At 41.6% G+C, this 18942-nt stretch carries 14 protein-coding genes; all 14 read right to left on the bottom strand.

What is annotated here, in order from left to right; all coding sequences use genetic code 11:
* Window position 1: 1 nt before the first annotated feature.
* Window positions 2-781 carry a nicotinamide riboside transporter PnuC gene (gene pnuC / locus ATE37_RS02795; RefSeq protein WP_084867657.1) on the bottom strand — a complete coding sequence of 260 codons (780 nt, stop codon included), beginning with the start codon at window positions 779-781 and terminating at the stop codon, window positions 2-4.
* Window positions 782-790: 9 nt separating this feature from the next.
* Window positions 791-1849, bottom strand: coding sequence for an AAA family ATPase (locus ATE37_RS02790; protein ID WP_084867655.1), 1059 nt, complete (start codon window positions 1847-1849; stop codon window positions 791-793).
* Window positions 1850-2182: 333 nt separating this feature from the next.
* Complete coding sequence (locus ATE37_RS02785) at window positions 2183-5344, bottom strand: GAG-binding domain-containing protein (RefSeq protein ID WP_084867654.1); 3162 nt, start codon at window positions 5342-5344, stop codon at window positions 2183-2185.
* An 82-nt stretch (window positions 5345-5426) separates the two neighbouring features.
* Entirely contained in the window at window positions 5427-5954 is a 528-nt protein-coding gene (locus tag ATE37_RS02780; protein WP_033584714.1) for an isoprenylcysteine carboxyl methyltransferase family protein, read from the bottom strand.
* A gap of 108 nt (window positions 5955-6062) precedes the next feature.
* Window positions 6063-7403 carry a sensor histidine kinase BgrS gene (gene bgrS / locus ATE37_RS02775; RefSeq protein WP_084867652.1) on the bottom strand — a complete coding sequence of 447 codons (1341 nt, stop codon included), beginning with the start codon at window positions 7401-7403 and terminating at the stop codon, window positions 6063-6065.
* Window positions 7400-8053 (bottom strand): response regulator transcription factor BgrR, encoded by a 654-nt coding sequence (bgrR, locus tag ATE37_RS02770; RefSeq protein ID WP_001024193.1) that lies wholly within the window; start codon window positions 8051-8053, stop codon window positions 7400-7402. The genes bgrS and bgrR overlap by 4 nt, the downstream gene beginning before the upstream one ends.
* A 255-nt stretch (window positions 8054-8308) precedes the next feature.
* Window positions 8309-10741 carry an ATP-dependent Clp protease ATP-binding subunit gene (locus ATE37_RS02765; protein WP_084867650.1) on the bottom strand — a complete coding sequence of 811 codons (2433 nt, stop codon included), beginning with the start codon at window positions 10739-10741 and terminating at the stop codon, window positions 8309-8311.
* Between the two features lies 1 nt (window position 10742).
* Window positions 10743-11201 (bottom strand): CtsR family transcriptional regulator, encoded by a 459-nt coding sequence (locus ATE37_RS02760; protein WP_001211263.1) that lies wholly within the window; start codon window positions 11199-11201, stop codon window positions 10743-10745.
* A gap of 118 nt (window positions 11202-11319) precedes the next feature.
* Complete coding sequence (locus ATE37_RS02755) at window positions 11320-12048, bottom strand: ABC transporter ATP-binding protein (protein ID WP_084867649.1); 729 nt, start codon at window positions 12046-12048, stop codon at window positions 11320-11322.
* Window positions 12048-13055 carry an ABC transporter substrate-binding protein gene (locus ATE37_RS02750; protein WP_084867648.1) on the bottom strand — a complete coding sequence of 336 codons (1008 nt, stop codon included), beginning with the start codon at window positions 13053-13055 and terminating at the stop codon, window positions 12048-12050. The genes ATE37_RS02755 and ATE37_RS02750 overlap by 1 nt, the downstream gene beginning before the upstream one ends.
* 38 nt (window positions 13056-13093) lie before the next feature.
* The gene (locus ATE37_RS02745) at window positions 13094-13852 is read right to left on the bottom strand and encodes an ABC transporter permease (RefSeq protein WP_180382751.1); all 759 of its coding nucleotides are present in this window, start codon (window positions 13850-13852) and stop codon (window positions 13094-13096) included.
* Window positions 13815-14105 (bottom strand): thiamine-binding protein, encoded by a 291-nt coding sequence (locus ATE37_RS02740; RefSeq protein ID WP_084867645.1) that lies wholly within the window; start codon window positions 14103-14105, stop codon window positions 13815-13817. Before ATE37_RS02740 ends, ATE37_RS02745 begins: the two co-directional genes overlap by 38 nt.
* Before the next feature lie 275 nt (window positions 14106-14380).
* Window positions 14381-17014 (bottom strand): DNA polymerase I, encoded by a 2634-nt coding sequence (polA, locus tag ATE37_RS02735; RefSeq protein ID WP_084867930.1) that lies wholly within the window; start codon window positions 17012-17014, stop codon window positions 14381-14383.
* Between the two features lie 129 nt (window positions 17015-17143).
* Window positions 17144-18942, bottom strand: a 1799-nt coding sequence (locus ATE37_RS02730; protein ID WP_142995852.1) for an SIALI-17 repeat-containing surface protein, incomplete at its 5' end; no start/stop codon positions are given.

Here is an 18942-nt window from a genome sequence, read left to right as displayed (position 1 = left end):
CTTATGCCTCCTTTCGAACTGCCTTAGTCCATTGGTACCAACCCACTAGACTATTGAGTGTGTAAACCCAGTACATCCCTTGGATGTGGATATTTTCACCCCACCAGAGATAAATACTAAAGAGATTGGTTGCAATCCAGAAAATCCATTGCTCACGGTAGAGACGTGTCATCAAGAGCTGACCAACACCATTGGTCGCATCGGTAACACTATCACGGAAAGGACGAGCGCTATTGATACTTTGATAAGCCAAGCCCATACCAATCCAGACAATGGCAGTCAAGACCAAGTACTTGAGCCAGTCAAGAACAGATAATTTCTTAGCTTCAAAGTGGGATTCTTCTGGTTTTTCCTGTTCATTGATACGATTGGACAACCAAGCATAGAGACCAATCGGCTGCATGACAAAGAAGTAAACAGTCGTCAAAACTTCTCCATAAAAAGTCGCATTCATGGCCAAGATCAAGTAGATTGCTGAGTTAATAGCCCCAAAGAGATAATTGCTTGCACGCCCTTCTGCTACCAAGATAACACAGACAATCCCAGTCCAGGATGCAAACAAGCTCAGCCAGTCATGACTTTCCGTATTTTGAGTGAATTCCAAGATCAAGGGAATACTTGACAGGGCGATGAGATACAACCACTGGAAAAGGCTACGGCCGACAAAGAGATCTTTCCAGAGCAGGCGCATGATTCCTACAAAACCGATCTTGCGGGCTTCAGCATGGACATTTTTAAAGTTTTCGATAAATTGTGTGATTTTTTCAGTTACTGTTTTCATCATTTTCTCCTAATCTGCTTGGTAAATGGAATCAATAGCCACTTTTGCTGCTTCATAATTGCCTAGATAATCCTCTGCTAGATAAACTAAAGGAATGGTCGTTAAGTATCTCTCCCTCATCTGGTCCAAATGCTGGGAAAAACTGTAGCGAATGTGGTCTTCTGCCATGGTCATATCTCTAAATCCGTCATTGACATAGGAACCCACAGGTTGCACAAAGAGAATCAAGTCCCATTTTTCCTTGGCCAAGATGGAGGCAAAGAGATTGTCAAAGGTTTCTCCTGATAAGTCCCCTTGGTCCTCTGTCTCCATGTAATAGTCATAGTAACCCTTGGTTACCAATGAATTGGTATCGGCTATCACTAGGCCTCGATTAGCATTGCTATCGATTAGTTTTGAGGTCTGGTCATACTGCCCTAAAAGGAGATAATAATAATCCTTTGGAGTCAATTCATCGTCGCGGACATTGTTTTTGATCTGGTACTCACGCGCGTATTCCAGACTAACGGGCGCATCGTAATACCTTGCCAAATCCTTGGCTAGAGTGGTCTTCCCATTACTGGCACTTCCCATGATCAAGACTTTCTTGGTAAACTGACGACGGAAGGGTTGAGCGATGTATTTCCAATATTTGCTTGGATTTTCTCGAATCATAGTCGCTGAGATACCAAACTTTCTTTCTTGCAAAACGGTCTCAAAACCACGTTTAGCTAATTCTTGCTGGTATTCTTCTTCTCCCACAAAAAAGATCAGTTCTTGCTTGGTTTCATCATAGGAAATCTCCGCTAACATCTGGTCCAACCACTCCTGCCAGCCCATAGGGTAACGAGGAAGCTTGGTTTCATCTAACTTGCAGACAAAGGTCAACTCGTCATCACGAAAAGCCTCTCGGATATAGCGAAATCTTTTTTGAAGACTTAAACCTACCTGCTCACCTCGGTCTCCCTCGTAGCCTGAAACGACTACCCAGACCTGGTCACACTGACGCTTCGCTCGCTGGATCAGATCGATATGCCCTTGATGGAGAGGGGCAAAGGTCCCAAATACCACTGCTGTTTTCTTTTTCATAAACGCTTTACCTTTTTATAGTTTTTAATATTTTTGTTTTCTGTGTTTTTATTATATACTATATTTTTGTTTTGTCAATAGTCTTTTATTACTTTGTATAAAAAGGTAACAAAAAAAGAGAAGGCCATCTTTATACTGCCCCTCAAAAGTTGGACATAAAAAATCTAACTTTTGCGGTTCACTAGCCTTCTCTTTTTATATCTTAGATTCATCTCTATATGAAATGACTTATCATTATTAGATACCAATTATAAGTAAAATCTTTGGAATCTTCAATGGTTAACCAATCAAATGCTAAATATCGAAAGTGGATATTTTTAAAAAACTGAATCATTATTTTCTTCTTTTCATCGCGATGAATGAAGTTCCAATCAAACCAAGGAGACCAATGATCTCAAGAACTAGATTAGACGCTACTCCTGTAGATGGCAATTTCTTCTCAGTTGCTGATGTAGAATTTCCTTTTGCCACTGTTTTATTTCCAGTAGCCAGTGGTTTATGATTAACTTCTTTATTCTGGAATTTTCCAGTTTGGCTCTCTCCTATCTGTGTTTGACTATCTTGGATAGACGGCTTAGTCTGCTTAGGTGTAGTGACATTTTGATTCTTAGAAAGTGTCTTAATCGCAAACAAACTGAAGTGGTTCGTTTTAAAAACAACTTGCCCATTTTCAACTTTAGAAGGAATACGCTCAAGGTCGCCATTTTCCTTTACGTGATAGACCTGAACATCTGAGCCAGTCTGCCCAAGCGCGAGCCGAACAGTTCGTTCTCCATTGACATGAGTTTTCTTGCCTCCTTTAGAAAGAGATAAGTCAAACACACGAACTGTTCCCCCTCCTGTTTTACGAGCAATTTTATCAGCCAACTCTTTCGTCGTTACTTCCTTGAGATGTAACTTATCAGCATCTGTAGGTTTATCAAATATTACTGAGACTTTCGTCTTGCCATCTGCTGCTGTAAAGATTTTATGTGTCTTTGGTTGTGCCGGTGTATGTGGTTTCTTGTCTTCTGGTTGAGGACTTGGTTGCATATCTGGTTTTGGAGTAGATGGCTTCTTATCCTCAGTACCGGGTTGCGCCGGTGTTTGCGGTTTTTTACCTTCCGGTTGAGGACTTGGTTGCATATCTGGTTTTGGAGTAGATGGCTTCTTATCCTCAGTACCGGGTTGTGCCGGCGTGTGTGGTTTCTTGCCTTCTGGTTGAGGGCTTGGTTGCATATCTGGTTTTGGAATTTCTTTCTTATCTTCTTTCTTTGGCACTAAGTTGGCCTTCGCTACCTTCAATTCAGATAAGCTCTTCTGAAGCTCTCCTATCTGAGTATCTAGCTGCTTTTCTGTAATATTTGCTTGTTCTAGAAGCTCTTTCCCTTGTTTAATGATTTCGCTTGCGCGATTTCTGACCTTTTCATAAGCAGAACCAGCTTCTCCTGTTAACTTAGCTCCATCTGGAACCGTCTTCATTTCTTCTTCAAGCTGACTGATAGTCTTCTGAAGTTCCACAATCTGCTGAATCTTATTAAAGAATGGAAGAAATTCGTTCTTAAAGTAATCCGCTAGATATTTCCCTTCTAAGGTAGCATAATTCTTATTCCATGTTTGCTTGATACCTGATTCAAATTCTTTTTCTAAACTAGGAATTTTCGCGTATTTCTCTCGATACAAAGCGACTTGTCTTGTCATCTTTTCGATTTGTGCATGGATTTGATAATAGATAAAGTCATCTATAAACGTTTGGAGAGTTTTGGCAGTGTATGAACCTTTTTCTAACTGTTCTCTAAATGCTTTTATTTTATCAGGAGCAATCTTTTTAGAATCCTCCCAAATATCTTTTTTCTGCACCTTATAATCACTGTTATTTTCTGGTAACTCTGGATAGTTATTCACTTCAGCCAAAGCTTGCTCTAGTTTTTTTAGCTCTTCCTTAGCCTTATTCTTCAAGGATTCTATCTCTTTCGTTTCTTCAGTCGGTGTCTGAGATTTCCTATCTTTAGTTGGAGGAATATGGCCTTCCATATCAGGCTTTCTTTGAGGCTCAGTTGGTTTCGTTAACCCTTTTTTGAATTCCTCCACAGCAGCATTTAGCTCTGACTTCGCTGTTCCTAGAATCCGATCTAGTTCCTCTTTTGTTTGAGCTTTAGAAAGCTCTGATCTATATTTATTTACAATTCCTAAGGCATTTTTAATTAATTCATAAAATTTAGACTCATCCTCAGATTTCAAATCTTTTTTAGTTCTATCCAACAGCTCACTCATGTGATTAGAAAGCGATAGATTAGCTTCTGAAATTTGTTTAGCCAAATCTTGCTGATCAGTCTCCTTAGCACTTCGTTTGTCTCTCGGTTTCGTTGTCTCTTTATTGCCATTAGATGTTTTGAGTCTTGCAATCTCATCAAGAAGACTGTGTTTAGCCTTCAGCACCTCTTCGTTTTTCGCGGCCTGATCGAGTTGCTGAAGCGCCTTTTTTTCCAACTCGCGTAACTGTTTGATTGTGGCATCCTCGTTTGCTTCTTCTTTGTTTAGTTTTTTCTCCTTTATGTTTTCGTCCACTTGTTCATTGACGTAGTTTTGAATTTCTTTTTCAACGTAAGCTTTGTAAGATTTGAATAACTTACCTAGATCAGCAATAACTTCTTGTTTAATCGTTTGGAGCGGTTTATCCGACTCGTTCTTAAAATCATTTACAACTCGCTCTTTGATTTTATTGATTTCGCCTACTAAAGAACTTTTATCCTCTTCGGTGATACCTTTTGTAGTTGCCATATCGCTAATCAATTTCTTTTGATGGTCGAGTTCTTCATTGATTTTTTTGAAAGTATCTTCCAGCTCTCTATAACTATTCTCCAAAGTTTCTAGATTATCACGGTCATCTTCTCCCTCAATCTCTTTTATCAGGGAATCTTTCCGCTCAGTTGGTAGAGTACCCTTTCTGATTTCTTCTTTTAAACGTTTTTGAATTTCAGCGACCGCACCTGTGTTCTCTTTTGTAGAAGTATCTTGAGACTGTTCCGAGCTCTCCTTAGTCGGAGGAACTACCTTGTTTTCATCTTTCGATTGATTTTCTTTTTCCTTCCTTTCTTGTTCCATATGCTGCTTTTCATGATGTTTTAGTAAGTCTAGGTGAAAATCATTATCTATCGAAAGCAAGCTTCCTGTATCATTCGCCTGTTCGATTTTCCGCTGATATGCTGCTTTTTTATCTGTAGGAAGGTCACTTTCCGCTAGCTCTTTTATTAATTTTTCTTTTGCATCTTTCAAAGTTTCTCTAGCTGGTTCTGTTTTTTTATTATTTTCAGAAGAAGTTTCTTTGTTTTCTCCTGCCTTATCCTTAGATGAAGTTTGTTCAGTGACCTTAGCACTATTTGTGGGTGCACTCGAGCTCATCTCACCAGCATGAGCAACACTCCCCATAAAGAAAGCTACTAGTACACTAGCTACTCCTACACTAAATTTACGAATGGAATAACGCATTCTTCGTTCATGATTTGATTTAAACATATCTATATCCTCCACGATTTTAATTAACTACAGTATATCCTGCCAATATGAATTGTATATGAAATTTGCTATATTATTTTCGCTATCCTTTCATTCTTCCATTAGGAATGATAACTTCTTGCAGTAATTTCTCTTCTTCTGCTATTCTTTGATAAAGAATAACCGCATAGACAGGAAAAATAAAGATAAAAGTTACGTAAGCATGACTCACCAAAGCTAAACCAACTAGCTCAGGGAGAATATTTAAAAAGTAATTGGGATGTTTCACAATTCGAAAGAGAGGATGATCTACATATTTGTGATTATTGACAAGCATTAGCTTAACTGTCCAAATATCTCCCAACAAGTGAATGACCAGCAATAACATCAACATGGAAAAAATAAGCAAAACTAAACCAACTATGCTCATGCCATCAAAATTTGTCTTGTGCACCATTGCTTCAACGAAGCAAGAGAGATAAAAAACAATATGAGCCATCGTTAATCGTTTTGTATTCTCAACTCCAAATTCTTTCCCGCCATTGCTAAGGATTCGTTTTTCATTCTCCATCGAACGTTTTAAAAAAATCAATCGAACGAGGAAGGTTACTAAAATAATCGCTAATACCATACCAGTATCCTTTCTTTTTTCTATATTTAAAATAATATTCTCATGTTAAACCTATGTGAACTTTAACAAAAAAGAACGGAGAGATTTCCGTTCTGTTACTTTATACAACTAATCTGCTTGCAAGTAAATTTTAAATTCCATTCCCTGTTCATAAGGGAGAAAACTATAAGACATTTGATAACTTTCTAGGATGTTATTCACGATATAGAGTCCTAAACCAGACCCTTCAGACTTGTCTGTAACAACTTGAGAGTGGTAAAAAATATCAAACAAATGATTCAACTCTTCTTGATTAAGAGGTTGGCAGGTATTTTTGATAGAAAGATAGCCATCTTGCTCGGATAGGATTACGCGCCCATTTTTATCTGAATATTTAATCGCATTACTAATCAGGTTTGTCAAAACCTTATCCAATGCCTTGAGGCTCATGACGACCCTGGTATCATCTGTCAATTGATTTTCAATTTCTATTCCTCTTGAGCGTGCTAATTCCTGATAGCGAGATAAAACATCCGTCAAAACAGTCTGGACTATCAAGGTCTCGCTACACTCTGTCCACTCTTGGAACTTAGAGGACTCCAAAACTTCTTCAAGCAAGTGACTCATTTGATCAATTTGATCGATACTCTTTGCTATATACTTAGGGTGGTCTTTATAATCCCCAATATTGTACTGCATATTCTCTAGAATAATTCGAAGACTGGCTAAAGGGGTTTTCAACTCATGTGACGCTCCACGAACAAAAGAAACTTTCTGCTTTTGCAACCTGATAATCCGTTCATTTCTTCTCTCAGATTCATCAATGACTGCCAGCAAGTTTTCATACACATCATTGATTTGCTTTCCAACTTCCCCAACTTCATCCTTTCGCGTTTCATCAAAGCGAATATCATGATCCAACTCCTGCATCTTACCTGTAACTTTTGAGATATAAAAGAGAGGCTCCAATAAACGTTTCGTATAGAAGTAGGAAAAGAGAAAGGCAAATACAAGCGTTGCTAAAAAGGTATAAGGGAGATAGAGAAGCATAATCCGTGTTGCCTCTTTATAAATATCCACACCTTGAATAAATTGAATGGTTACCTTTTTACCATCAGCTGTCGTAATCTGACGGTCAATCGTTACGATATAGTTAGTGGGACTGCCTTCCTTTATTTCCAAGTCGTGCACAAGGGAAATTCTCTTATCCAGTACGTCATCTTTCAAATGGGCAGAGATGCGAAGAGATTTCGAATAGGACTCCAGCAAACTAGGCAGTTCATGAAAATTTTTACCTTCTAAGTACCTGCTCATAATAGTCGCACTCTCATTAAACTTCTCACCCTCTTGCTGAATGTAATAAAAAGGAAAGGTCAGATAGATGGCAATGTGGATGACCAAAGCAATTGCACCTAAAAGCGAAAAACTTCTTAAAAATGATTTAGTTAATAATTTAGTGTTTTTTATCATAAGCTAATTTTATATCCGGCATTTTTCACTGTTACAATACAATCCAGATCCAACTTCTTACGAAGATTTCGAATGTAAACATCAACTACTCTATCAAGAGGCAAATCTGCAAAATCATTTGAGATAGACTCGAGTATCTGCTCTCTACTCAAGACCTGGTTCTTATGTTGGATCAAACATTTTAAAACCAACAATTCTTTCGGCTTAATTGCAACCTCCTCGTTCTTGACTCGAGCTTGGTAGGATGTGAAATCCACTGTCACATCTTGATAATGCCAAATATCCTCCACAACATAGTAACGCCTAAGCAAGGCTTGAATCCGTTTGACTAGGAGCACCAGTGAAAATGGTTTTGTTACATGATCATCAGCATAAAGGTCAAATACCTGCATCTGAGTTTCTTCATCTCCGAGCGCACTTAAGACGATTACAGGAATATCATGATTTCCATTAATTTCTTTTAACACCTCAAATCCACTCCGCTTCGGTAACATCAGATCCAAGACCATCAGATGAATAGGGAACTCATGAAATTTCTCCAAAGCCTCCTGCCCATCCTTTGCTAGAATAACATGATAGCCTTCTTCTCTCAAAAAAGCAGCTACCCCCTCTCTAATCATATCCTCATCATCTACAACTAAAATGTTCATCTATTTCCCTTCTTAACCTATCTAAAATTCACTCTTTTGCTAGGTTTACATTATTTTCATTTCATACGCAAAAAAAGAAACAGGGCTCTATTGAAATGGTGGAAATTTCAGGAAACTCTGCTCTTTTTCATTCTATACAAATCTTAATATCTATTTATTCTTATTATAACCAATATTTACATATTGTCAACTTATTTCCTTTGGTTTTATAAAAATAAATACAAAAAAATCAGGATTGCTCCTGATTCTCCATTTTTAAGCAATATCAAATTTTAATTGACCAGCTTTGACACCAATCTTAAGGGTCTTCCCTGCTACCAGTTCCCCCTTAAGGAGGAGTTCTGCCAACTTGTCTTCCACTTCTGTTTGCAGTGTTCTGCGAAGTGGGCGAGCTCCCATTTCTGGATTGTAACCGTGACTAGCTAGCAACTTCAATGCCGAAGCTTGCAGTTTCAAGTCGATACCCTTCTCTGCCAGGCTAGCAATCAATGGTTTCACCATAATCTTAACAATTTCTTGCATGTGTTTGCTATCTAAGCTATGGAAGACCACCTTTTCATCAATACGGTTAATAAACTCTGGTCGATAAGCTTTTTTCAACTCTTCAAAGATTCGTTTTTCCATATTTTCCTGGTCAAAACGAATATCCTTGGCCCCAAAGCCGACCGTCTTGTCATCACGAAGAGCTGTCGCACCAAGGTTTGACGTCATGATGATAATGGTATTTGAAAAGTCCACCTTGCGTCCCTTGCTATCTGTCAAGACACCGTCGTCCAGAACCTGCAAGAGAACATTAAAGATATCTGGGTGGGCCTTCTCTACCTCGTCAAAGAGGAGAACGGAGTAAGGTTTGTTGCGAACCTTCTCAGTCAACTCCCCACCTTCTTCGTAGCCCACATAGCCCGGAGGAGCTCCATTGAGACGGCTAGCCGCAAATTTCTCCATATACTCACTCATATCAAAGCGGATAAGAGCTGATTCGTCATCAAAGAGGACTTCTGCCAGAGCCTTTGCCAATTCGGTCTTACCGACTCCTGTCGGCCCTAGGAACATAAAGGAACCAATCGGACGCTTGTGACTACGAATTCCTGACTGGTTGCGGCGAATCGCACGGCTAATACTTGAAACAGCTTGATCTTGACCGATGACACGTTTGTGTAATTCAGCTTCCAAGTTCAGATATTTCTTGGCATCAGTCTGAGTCAGTTTTTGGACTGGAATCCCTGACAAGCGACTCAAGGTCGTCAAAATTTCAGATTCTGTTACCAAGTCTTTATAGACAGGGACTTCCTGCTCTTTTGCGATTAACTGGGCAGCTTGTTTCCACTTGCCATCCATCAAGGCCTTGTCAGCTGGACTCAAGTCGGATTCGTCTGCTTTCACATGCTTGGATTTGTTTTGCACCGTTGCTGCCGCTTCATCCAATAGATCGATGGCAGAGTCTGGTAAGTGACGACTGGTCAAGTAACGATGCGCCATCTTAACAGCTGTTTCAACAGCTTCATCTGTGATTTGCACACGGTGGTGTTTCTCATAGGTGGCCTTCAAACCTTGCAAAATAGTCATACTGTCAGCTAGACTTGGCTCTTCAATCGTCACTTTGGCAAACCGACGAGAAAGGGCAGCATCTTTTTCGATGTGTTTCTGGTATTCTTCCTGAGTGGTGGCACCAACCGTTCTCAAAGTTCCACGAGCCAAGGCTGGCTTCAAGATATTGGCCGCATCCAGAGTCGAGTCAATACCGCTACCAGAACCCATAATGGTGTGAAGTTCATCGATAAAGAGGATTACTTTGCCATCCTCCTCGATATCCTTGATGATGTTGTTCATACGCTCTTCAAAGTCACCACGGAAACGTGTCCCTGCAACGACATTCATCAAATCAAGCTCTAGAACACGCATCTTGGCCATTTCAGCTGGTACATCCCCACTAGCAATACGCTGGGCAAGACCAAGTGCTAGAGCTGTTTTCCCGACACCAGCATCTCCAACCAAAACAGGATTGTTCTTGGTTTTACGGCTCAAGATTTGAATCATACGTGAGATTTCCTTGTCTCGACCGATGACTGGCTCTAACTTGCCAGAGTGCGCTTGCTCCGTTAGGTCATGAGTATAATCCTCTAGACCTCCACTTTGAGCTTGAGGCATGCCCATCATATTGGCCATGGAATTTTGCTTATCAGTTACTGTGCGATGACGTTGACGCAAAGCCTTGAGATCTTCTCTAGTCCAGCCTGCACGTTCTTCTAGATTGCGACGTAGGGCAGCAATCTTGACCTGATCTTTCTTGTCTTCATAAGAAAAACCAGCCCTCTCCAAGATACGAGTTGCCAAGGCATTGCCATCATGCAAAATCGCATAAAGGACATGCTCTGTCCCTAACACCTTAGCATGGACCACTGACGCTACATATTCGGCTTCATCAAAAAGAACCTGCAAACGATGGGAAAAGGGCAATTCTGTAAAGGTTTCGTCTTGGCTATAGTCCGTTTCAGTCAGTTCCAACGCAACCTCTTCTAAACGGTCCATCTCATATGGATAATCATTTAAAGTCGCCCCTGCCACACTATAACTGTGATTGGACATGGCAATCAATAAATGCCAAGACTCTAGATAACGAGCTCCAAAATGGCCAGCAACCATGTAGGCACTTTCGATACATTCATTCAATGCTTTTGAATAGTTCATCTTACTTCTCTTTTCTATCTACCTCTTGCAATAGCTGTCGGAGCATATTGGCACGAACAACTGAGGATTCTTCACCTAGGACACGATCCGTTGCTACTGAAGTTAGCAAGGTCATCTCCTGCTTGGTCATTAAGTCCTGCTCCACCAAAAGCTGGAGAATATCCTCATAGATCTCCTGACTAACTCGCTCACCAATCGAGTAAAGCAAATCGCGGAGCATCTCATGATGACTGGAAAATTCAATCCGCCCTATGCGAATGTAGCCTCCACCACCACGCTTGCTCTCAACCAAGTAACCTCTACTTTCCGTAAAGCGGGTCTTGATGACATAGTTGATCTGACTTGGCACAACCTGGAAGGTATCAGCTAACTGGCTCCGCTGCAATTCCACGATACCAGATTGGTCTAAAATCGCCTTGATATAGGCTTCGATATGATCTGATGTATTTTTAAATCTCATAGTAAATCAAACTCCTTCTTTGAACCTTGACTATCTTTGACTATTATACCGAAATTTTTGATTTTTTTAAAGAAAAAGGGCGCTGGTAAAGGATAATCTTCACCAACTCCCTATTTTTCTACTTATCTAAGCCTAATTCTGCTAATATTTGCCGTTTGTAGGCAATCTTTTGGACTTCCTTGTCCTCACCTTCAGACCAATCTAGTTTAATTTCTGAGACAATCTGCCCAGGGCGATTTTTCAAGATATAAATGCGGTCGCTAAGATTGAGGGCCTCTTCGATACTATGCGTGATGATCAGGGTAGTTAGCTGCAACTGCTTGTGAATCTCCAGATACCAAGCATGGAGCTCCATCTTAGTCATTTCATCCAAGGCGCTGAAAGCCTCATCCAAGAGAAAGAGCTTGTGCCCGAAAAGGTAGGTACGCAGCAAGGCCACACGTTGCCGCATCCCTCCGCTGAGTTCATGAGGATATTTGTTCCGTATAGCTGTCAACTGGAAGGTCGCAAGGATTTCATCCGCTCGGGCAATAGCCTCTGCCTTATCCACCTTTTGAATCAAGAGCGGCAGGATGATATTGTCGAGCACCGTCTTGTGCTCCAAGAGGAGATCCTTTTGTAACATATAACTCACGCGCCCCTTAGGATTTTCCTCGCCATCAAGGACAATTCGCCCAGACTGGACTTCTAAAATCCCAGCGATTAGGTTAAAGAGGGTGGTCTTTCCTACACCACTTGGACCTAGAATAGAGACCACCTCACCCGAAGTCACCTGTAGGTTGATATCTTCTAAAATCTTCTCCTCGCCATAGGCATAGCTGACGTGTTCTAGTCTAATTTCTGTCATTATTTTACAAATTCGTTAGTGAAGCCTTTATCTGTCAAGTCTTCTTTAAGGATACCATTTTCTTTATCCCATTTGTAGAAGGCATTCCAGCGAGCTGCATCAAATTGTCCCCATTTTTCCTTGTCACTTGCGTATTCTTTTGACAAGTATTTTTGCGATTCGATGACAAAGTCACGTTTTTCCTTGAGTTCAGGTGCGTTCTTAATGAGGATATCTGCAGCCTCTTCTGGATGTTCCATGGCATATTGGTAGCCTTTTTTGATGGCTTGGATGATTTTACGAGCTTCTTCCTTGTTGTCTTTTAGATAGTCATTGTTTGCGATGATAACGGGTGAGTAGTAGTCAAACTCCTTGACATAGTCTTTTAAGTACATAAAGTTAGCATCTACACCTTGAGATTTGGCAAGGATACCATCCCAACCGTAGTAGATCCAAGCAGTGTCAAAGACGCCATTGGCAATCGGTGTAATCGAGTTTGAGTCGTTGTTTGGTACTTTTTCGACCTTCTCAAAGTCTCCGCCTTGTGATTCTACCAAGGTTTTCAACATAGCAAGCTCAGTCGGGTCATTCCAAGTTCCGTATTTCTTCCCAACTAAGTCCTTTGGACTGCTGACATTGTCAGATTTACGAGAGATGATTCCTGATGTATTATGCTCTACGATAGCTGCAACGGCAGTAATTCCTGCCCCTTTTTCCAATTTTTTAGCCATGTAGTCTTGGAAGTACACTGCAAATGGCGCCTTGCCATTGATCACCAAGTCAGACGAGCTTTCTTCTGGTGGCAATTTCAAATCAACATCCACTCCAGCTTCTTTGAAATAACCTTTTTCCTTGGCAACATAAAGCCCTGTGTGGTTAGTATTTGGTGTCCAGTCTAGGACAAAGTCAATCTTCTTGAGTTCTGCTTCTTTGTTATCCTTAGAAGCAGTCCCTTGGCCACAAGCCACCAACACGACAGCTACAAAAGTCGTTACAAGCGTTAAAAACACTTTCCATGTTTTCTTCATTTTCATTTCCTCTTTTCTTTTTCTAAAACATCCTTATCTTAGGGACGTTTCCATTTAATCACATATTTTTCGCTAATATCAACCAATTTCATACCCAAAAGGCTGATAATCGACACCAGAATAATAATAGCAAACATGGTATCATACTGAAACAGTTTCTTGGACTGAATCATGTAAACACCTAGTCCTTCAAAACCTCCCAACCACTCAGATACCACTGTTGTGATAAAGGCGTAGGAGACACTAACCCTCAGACCTGCATAAAAGTAAGGCAGACTGACCGGGATTTTAAAATGCCACAGGATTTGCCAAGGATTCGCTCGCATCAGACTAAATAAGGTCAGCATATCCTTGTCACAATGCCTAAAACCATCCAAAATGCTGACGATGATAGGGAAGGTTGTCGTCAAGATAATCAAGACAATCTTGGGCAAAATCCCATAACCTAGCCACAAGACCAGGATAGGAGCTATGGCAATGGTCGGAATGGTCTGTACAACCACCATCATAGGGTAAATCAGGTCATTGAGCCAAGTCAAACTATCCATAAGTACAGCCATGAGACAGGCAATCAAGACTCCCAAGACTAGACCTAGCAAAGCCACTCTCAAGGTCGCCCAGCTATGGTGCCAGATAAATTCTCTGTCACGAACAAAGGACTGGAGAATTTCAAAAGGGGTTGGCAGGATAAACTTGGGTAAAAGTTTGAATATTCCTGCTAACTGCCAAACCGACAAGACTCCTAGAAAACCCAATAGACTAATGTGTCGTCTCAGTATACTTTTCAAGTTTCTCATCAATACTTAAAATCTCTCCTACATTTATTTTGACATTGGCAAAGACATTATCTGCCTCCTGCCCTGCCACTTCTAGCGCTTCTTTGAGAATACGCATGAGCTCATCAAACTCCCCTTCCAAGACCGTTTCAAATGGTGTCACTACCATGGTCACGGACTGAGCTTGCAGATAAGCAATCACGTGATCGATAATAGCAATTCGATCAATCCCCTGTGATAGGGGCAAGACTTGCAAGGCAATGCTTGCTTTCATAAAAACCTCCTTTTCTCAGGTTCCCCTTTGACAAAAAGAAAAACCCTTCCATATATGGAAAAGGTGCAGAATTCGGCTAAGTATCGTTCCCTACGCTGGCATTACCCAGATCAGGTGCGGTCGAAGTTTAACACTTCCTCTCAGACTGTACACAGACTCCCATATCTTATATGGACATATGATAGCGCAAAACAAAAAAAATGTCAAGGCAACTGCTTACAGAAAAACATGAAAAAGAGTTTGAAAGCAAGTGCCTCAAACTCTATATAGCTTTTTTATTTAGCCTCGTACCAGGTTGCCCCTTCATTCTCATCTGCAATAAGGGGAACACTGAGTTGAATGGCTTCTTCCATGGTTTGTTTCACTAGAGCTTTAACGGCTGCTAGTTCCGATTTCGGAACCTCAAGGACGATTTCATCATGCACTTGCAACAGCATCTTGGTCTGATAGCCACCTTCAACTAGAGCTTTGTCTAGCTGGATCATAGCAATCTTGAGGATATCTGCTGCCGAACCCTGGATAGGGGAGTTGATAGCTGTCCGCTCTGCAAAACCACGAATGTTAAAGTTGCGCGAATTAATATCTGGCAACTCACGACGACGTTTGAATAGGGTCTCCACATAGCCCTTATCACGCGCCTCACGCACCACCTCATCCATGTAGTTTTTAATACCTGGGAAGCGTTCAAAGTAAGTGTCAATGTAGGCTTTTGCTTCCTTACGGCTGATGCCCAGATTATTAGACAAGCCAAAGTCTGAAATCCCGTAAACCACTCCAAAGTTAACCGCCTTGGCATTACGACGGTCGTTTGGAGTCACATCCTCAGGGCGTTCAATGCCAAAGACCCGCATGGCCGTTGAAGTATGGATGTCAGCTCCCTCTTGAAAGGCCTTAATCAAGTGCTCATCTTTAGAAATATGAGCCAAAACGCGCAATTCAATCTGTGAATAGTCCGAGCTGAGCAGCACACTATCCTCCCACTCAGGCACAAAAGCCTTACGAATGAGACGGCCTTGTTCCAAGCGAACAGGGATATTTTGCAAGTTTGGATCCACACTAGACAAACGCCCAGTCTGAGTCAAATCCTGCACATAGCGCGTGTGGATCTTGCCATCATCCAAAATCCAGTCTTGCAAACCAATCACATAGGTAGACTGAATCTTAGCAATTTGACGGTAATCGAGGATTTTCTTGACGATTGGTGCAATAGGAGCCAGTCGCTCTAGCACATCCACGGCTGTCGAGTAACCTGTCTTGGTTTTCTTAGTGTATTCTAGGGGAAGACCGAGTTTTTCAAAGAGAAGGACGCCCAACTGCTTAGGCGAGTTGATATTAAACTCCTCACCAGCTAGTTCATAAATCTCTTGACTGAGCTGCTCAATGACGACCTCATTTTCAACCTGCATCTCAAGCAGGGTTTCTTTTTTGACCTTGATACCAGCAATTTCCATCTTGGCAAGGACAAAAGCCAGAGGTTGCTCCATGTCATAGAGGAGATCTAACTGCCCATGTTCACTGAGTTTTTCAAGTAAAACAGGCTCCGTCTCAACCAATACAGCAACCTTGCGAGCCAAATGCTCCAAGAATTTCTCTCTCTCAGGGATAGCTTTCTTGACCCCCTTACCGTAGAAAGTCTCATCATCAGCCAGATAAGTCTGACCATAGAGATTCGCAATGGTTGAAATTTCATTGTTCTCGACTGTTGAGAGTAAGTATTTTGCCAAACGGCTGTCAAAAGCAGGTGCCTGCAGGTTCAAGCCCAAGCGATTTAAAAGAACCTTCGCTTTTTTAAAGTCATACACTTTCAGAGGTGTTTTTTCTAGAAAATCCTTGAGAATCGGCTCCTGCAAGAGCTCAAGTTTATCTGTAGTGTAAAGTTTATCCCCACAGGACCAGGAAAAACCAACCAAATCATCTGTATGGTAGTTTTCCCCAAAGAGTTCAAAGTGGAAGATAGAGTCGGCACTCAGCATGTCTTGACTAACGTGGTCAACGATGGCGAAATCCAAACTCTCAGGCGCATCCGTTGATGACACATTTAGAGCTTGCTTGAGCTGTTTGAAGCCCATCTCATCGTAGAATTTCCCGAGATTTTCCACATCGGGTCCATTATAGACCAAATCGTCTAGTCCAATCTCAATTGGTGCCTGAGTTTCAATGGTCGCCAGTGTTTTCGATAAAAAGGCCTGTTCCTTGTCTTTGATGAGATTTTCCTTCATCTTAGAAGCCTTCATCCCATCGATATTTTCATAAATACCCTCAAGCGAACCATGCTCCAGCAAGAGCTTGATACCCGTCTTTTCACCAATCTTAGTGACTCCAGGGATATTATCAGACTTATCCCCCATAAGAGCCTTAAGATCAATAAACTGAGCTGGTGTGAGGCCCATCTTTTCCATAAGATAGTCTGGCGTAAAGGCCTCAAACTCAGCCACACCTTTCTTGGAAATCTCGACCACCGTATGCTCGTCCGTCAACTGGATCAAATCCTTATCTCCGCTAACGATTGTCACATCAAAAGAATCCTTCTCAGCCAAACGACCTAGGGTCCCGATGATATCATCCGCTTCATACTGGGCCAACTCATAGTGGCGAATCCCAAGGTGGTCTAACAACTCACGAATGAAGGGAAATTGCTCACGAAACTCATCTGGAGTTTTAGCACGGCCACCCTTGTAGTCTGCATACATCTCTGTCCGGAAAGTCGTCTTACCTGCATCAAAGGCTACCAAAACATGACTAGGCTCAACCCGCTCTAAGACATGGTTCAACATGAGTTGAAAACCGTAGATTGCATTAGTATGAAGGCCATTAGCATTTTTAAACCGATCCAACTGCTGATAAAGCGCAAAAAAAGCTCGAAAAGCAACAGAAGATCCATCAATTAATAATAATTTTTTCTTGTCCATACACCCATTATAAAGGAAAGCAAGGAAAAATACCATCGGAAAGAGCCGAAAGACTTGGACTTCTCCCTATTTCACCATAAAAAAGAAAAGGACTATTCAAATCCTTTTCTTTTATTGATTTCATGCGGTTTATTTGTTCAATTTCCTCTTTGCAAATGGTAGCAAACCGAGAAGGAGACCAACAAATCCTAATGATGCGACTGCTGAGGCATCTTGACTTCCTGTATTTGGAAGGAGTTGTTCATTCGTTGCTGCAGGCGCTTTGTAGGTACGATCTTGTTCAGTTCCAAGAGTAGGGTTTGTAACCAAAGGAGCTACACTGCCAGTGTATTCTGGAACTTCATTTACTGCAGGTTCAATCTTTTCAGCATAGGCTGGAATAGTAGCCACTGCCGGAGTACCTGTTTCTGCATAAACTGGAACATTCGCTACAGCTGGGACGCCACTTTCGCCATAAACTGGAACTTCATTTACGGCTGGAGCCCCGCTTTCTGCATAAGCTGGGACATTCGCTACAGCTGGAGCTCCGCTTTCTGCATAAACTGGAACATTTGCTAGGGCTGGGGCGCCACTTTCGCCATAAGCTGGAACATTTGCTACGGCTGGGGCGCCACTTTCGCCATAAGCTGGAACATTCGCTACAGCTGGAGCCCCGCTTTCTGCATAAGCTGGAACATTTGCTACGGCTGGGGTTCCGCTTTCTGCATAAACTGGAATATTTGCTACGACTGGGGCTCCGCTTTCTGCATAGACTGGGATATTCGCTACAGCTGGGGTGCCACTTTCGCCATAGGCTGGAATATTAGCCACCGTCGGAGTACCACTTTCTGCATAGACTGGGACATTCGCTACGGCTGGAGCTCCGCTTTCGCCATAGGCTGGAACATTCGCTACAGCTGGGACGCCACTTTCGCCATAGGCTGGAACGTTTGCTACAGCTGGAGTGCCACTTTCGCCATAGGCTGGGAGTTCATTTACAGCAGCTTCTACCGCATTTACATCTTTGTTGTATTCTGGCAACTCTGCAGTTGCAGCTTCTACTGCGTTCACCCCACCTTTAAAGTCTTCAATTTCAAGAACAGCTGACATGACACTACTTAGAGTCTTAATAGCATCCTCATAGTCTACTAAAGCTTGTTGCAAGTCTTTTACTTGACTATTCTTGTCACCAGAAACTTGTAAACTTGATAATTGCGCTTTAATCTTAGCCACTTGCTCTTCTAATTTACTTAGCTCAAGTTTTTTCGCATTACTATTTTCTTCTGCTGCTTTCTTGTCCGCTGCAGTGAGTTTTGCTTGATCTTGGCTTGAAAGTTGAGATTGAGTTTTTGCTTCGGCTGGTGTCACCTGATCGCTGTCTTCTGCCAAGAAATCATCTAATAAGTCAGATGCTTCAATATCTCCATCTTCGATAGCTTTCAAGATGCCGTCCTTGCCAATCACTTCTTTAGCTGCCTTAATAGCTGCTTCCTTATCAGTGATAGTAGCATCCTTGTTGATGTCATCAATGGTTGATTTTTCGATACCTTCAAGGGCAGTCAACAATTCGCTGTGAGCCTTAGCTTCTGCAGCTTGTTTAGCCTCTTCTTCTTTCTTAGCTTCTTCTACTGCTTCCTTATCTGCTGCAGCAAGTTTGGCTTGGTCTTGGCTTGAAAGTTGAGATTGAGTTTTTGCTTCGGCTGGTGTTACTTTATCACTGTCTTCTGCCAAGAAATCTGCCAGTAAGTCGGACGCTTCGATATCGCCTTCTTCGATAGCTTTCAAGATAGCTTCCTTGCCAATCACTTCTTTAGCTGCTTTGATCGCCGCTTCCTTATCAGTGATAGTGGCATCCTTGTTGATGTCATCAATGGTTGATTTTTCGATACCTTCAAGGGCAGTCAACAATTCGCTGTGAGCCTTAGCTTCTGCAGCTTGTTTAGCCTCTT

The organism is Streptococcus oralis subsp. tigurinus (genome assembly GCF_002093575.1).
Taxonomy (GTDB): Bacteria; Bacillota; Bacilli; order Lactobacillales; family Streptococcaceae; genus Streptococcus; species Streptococcus oralis_CH.
The sequence above is the reverse complement of the archived record's forward strand: the minus strand, read 5'-3'. Positions and strand labels throughout refer to the sequence as shown.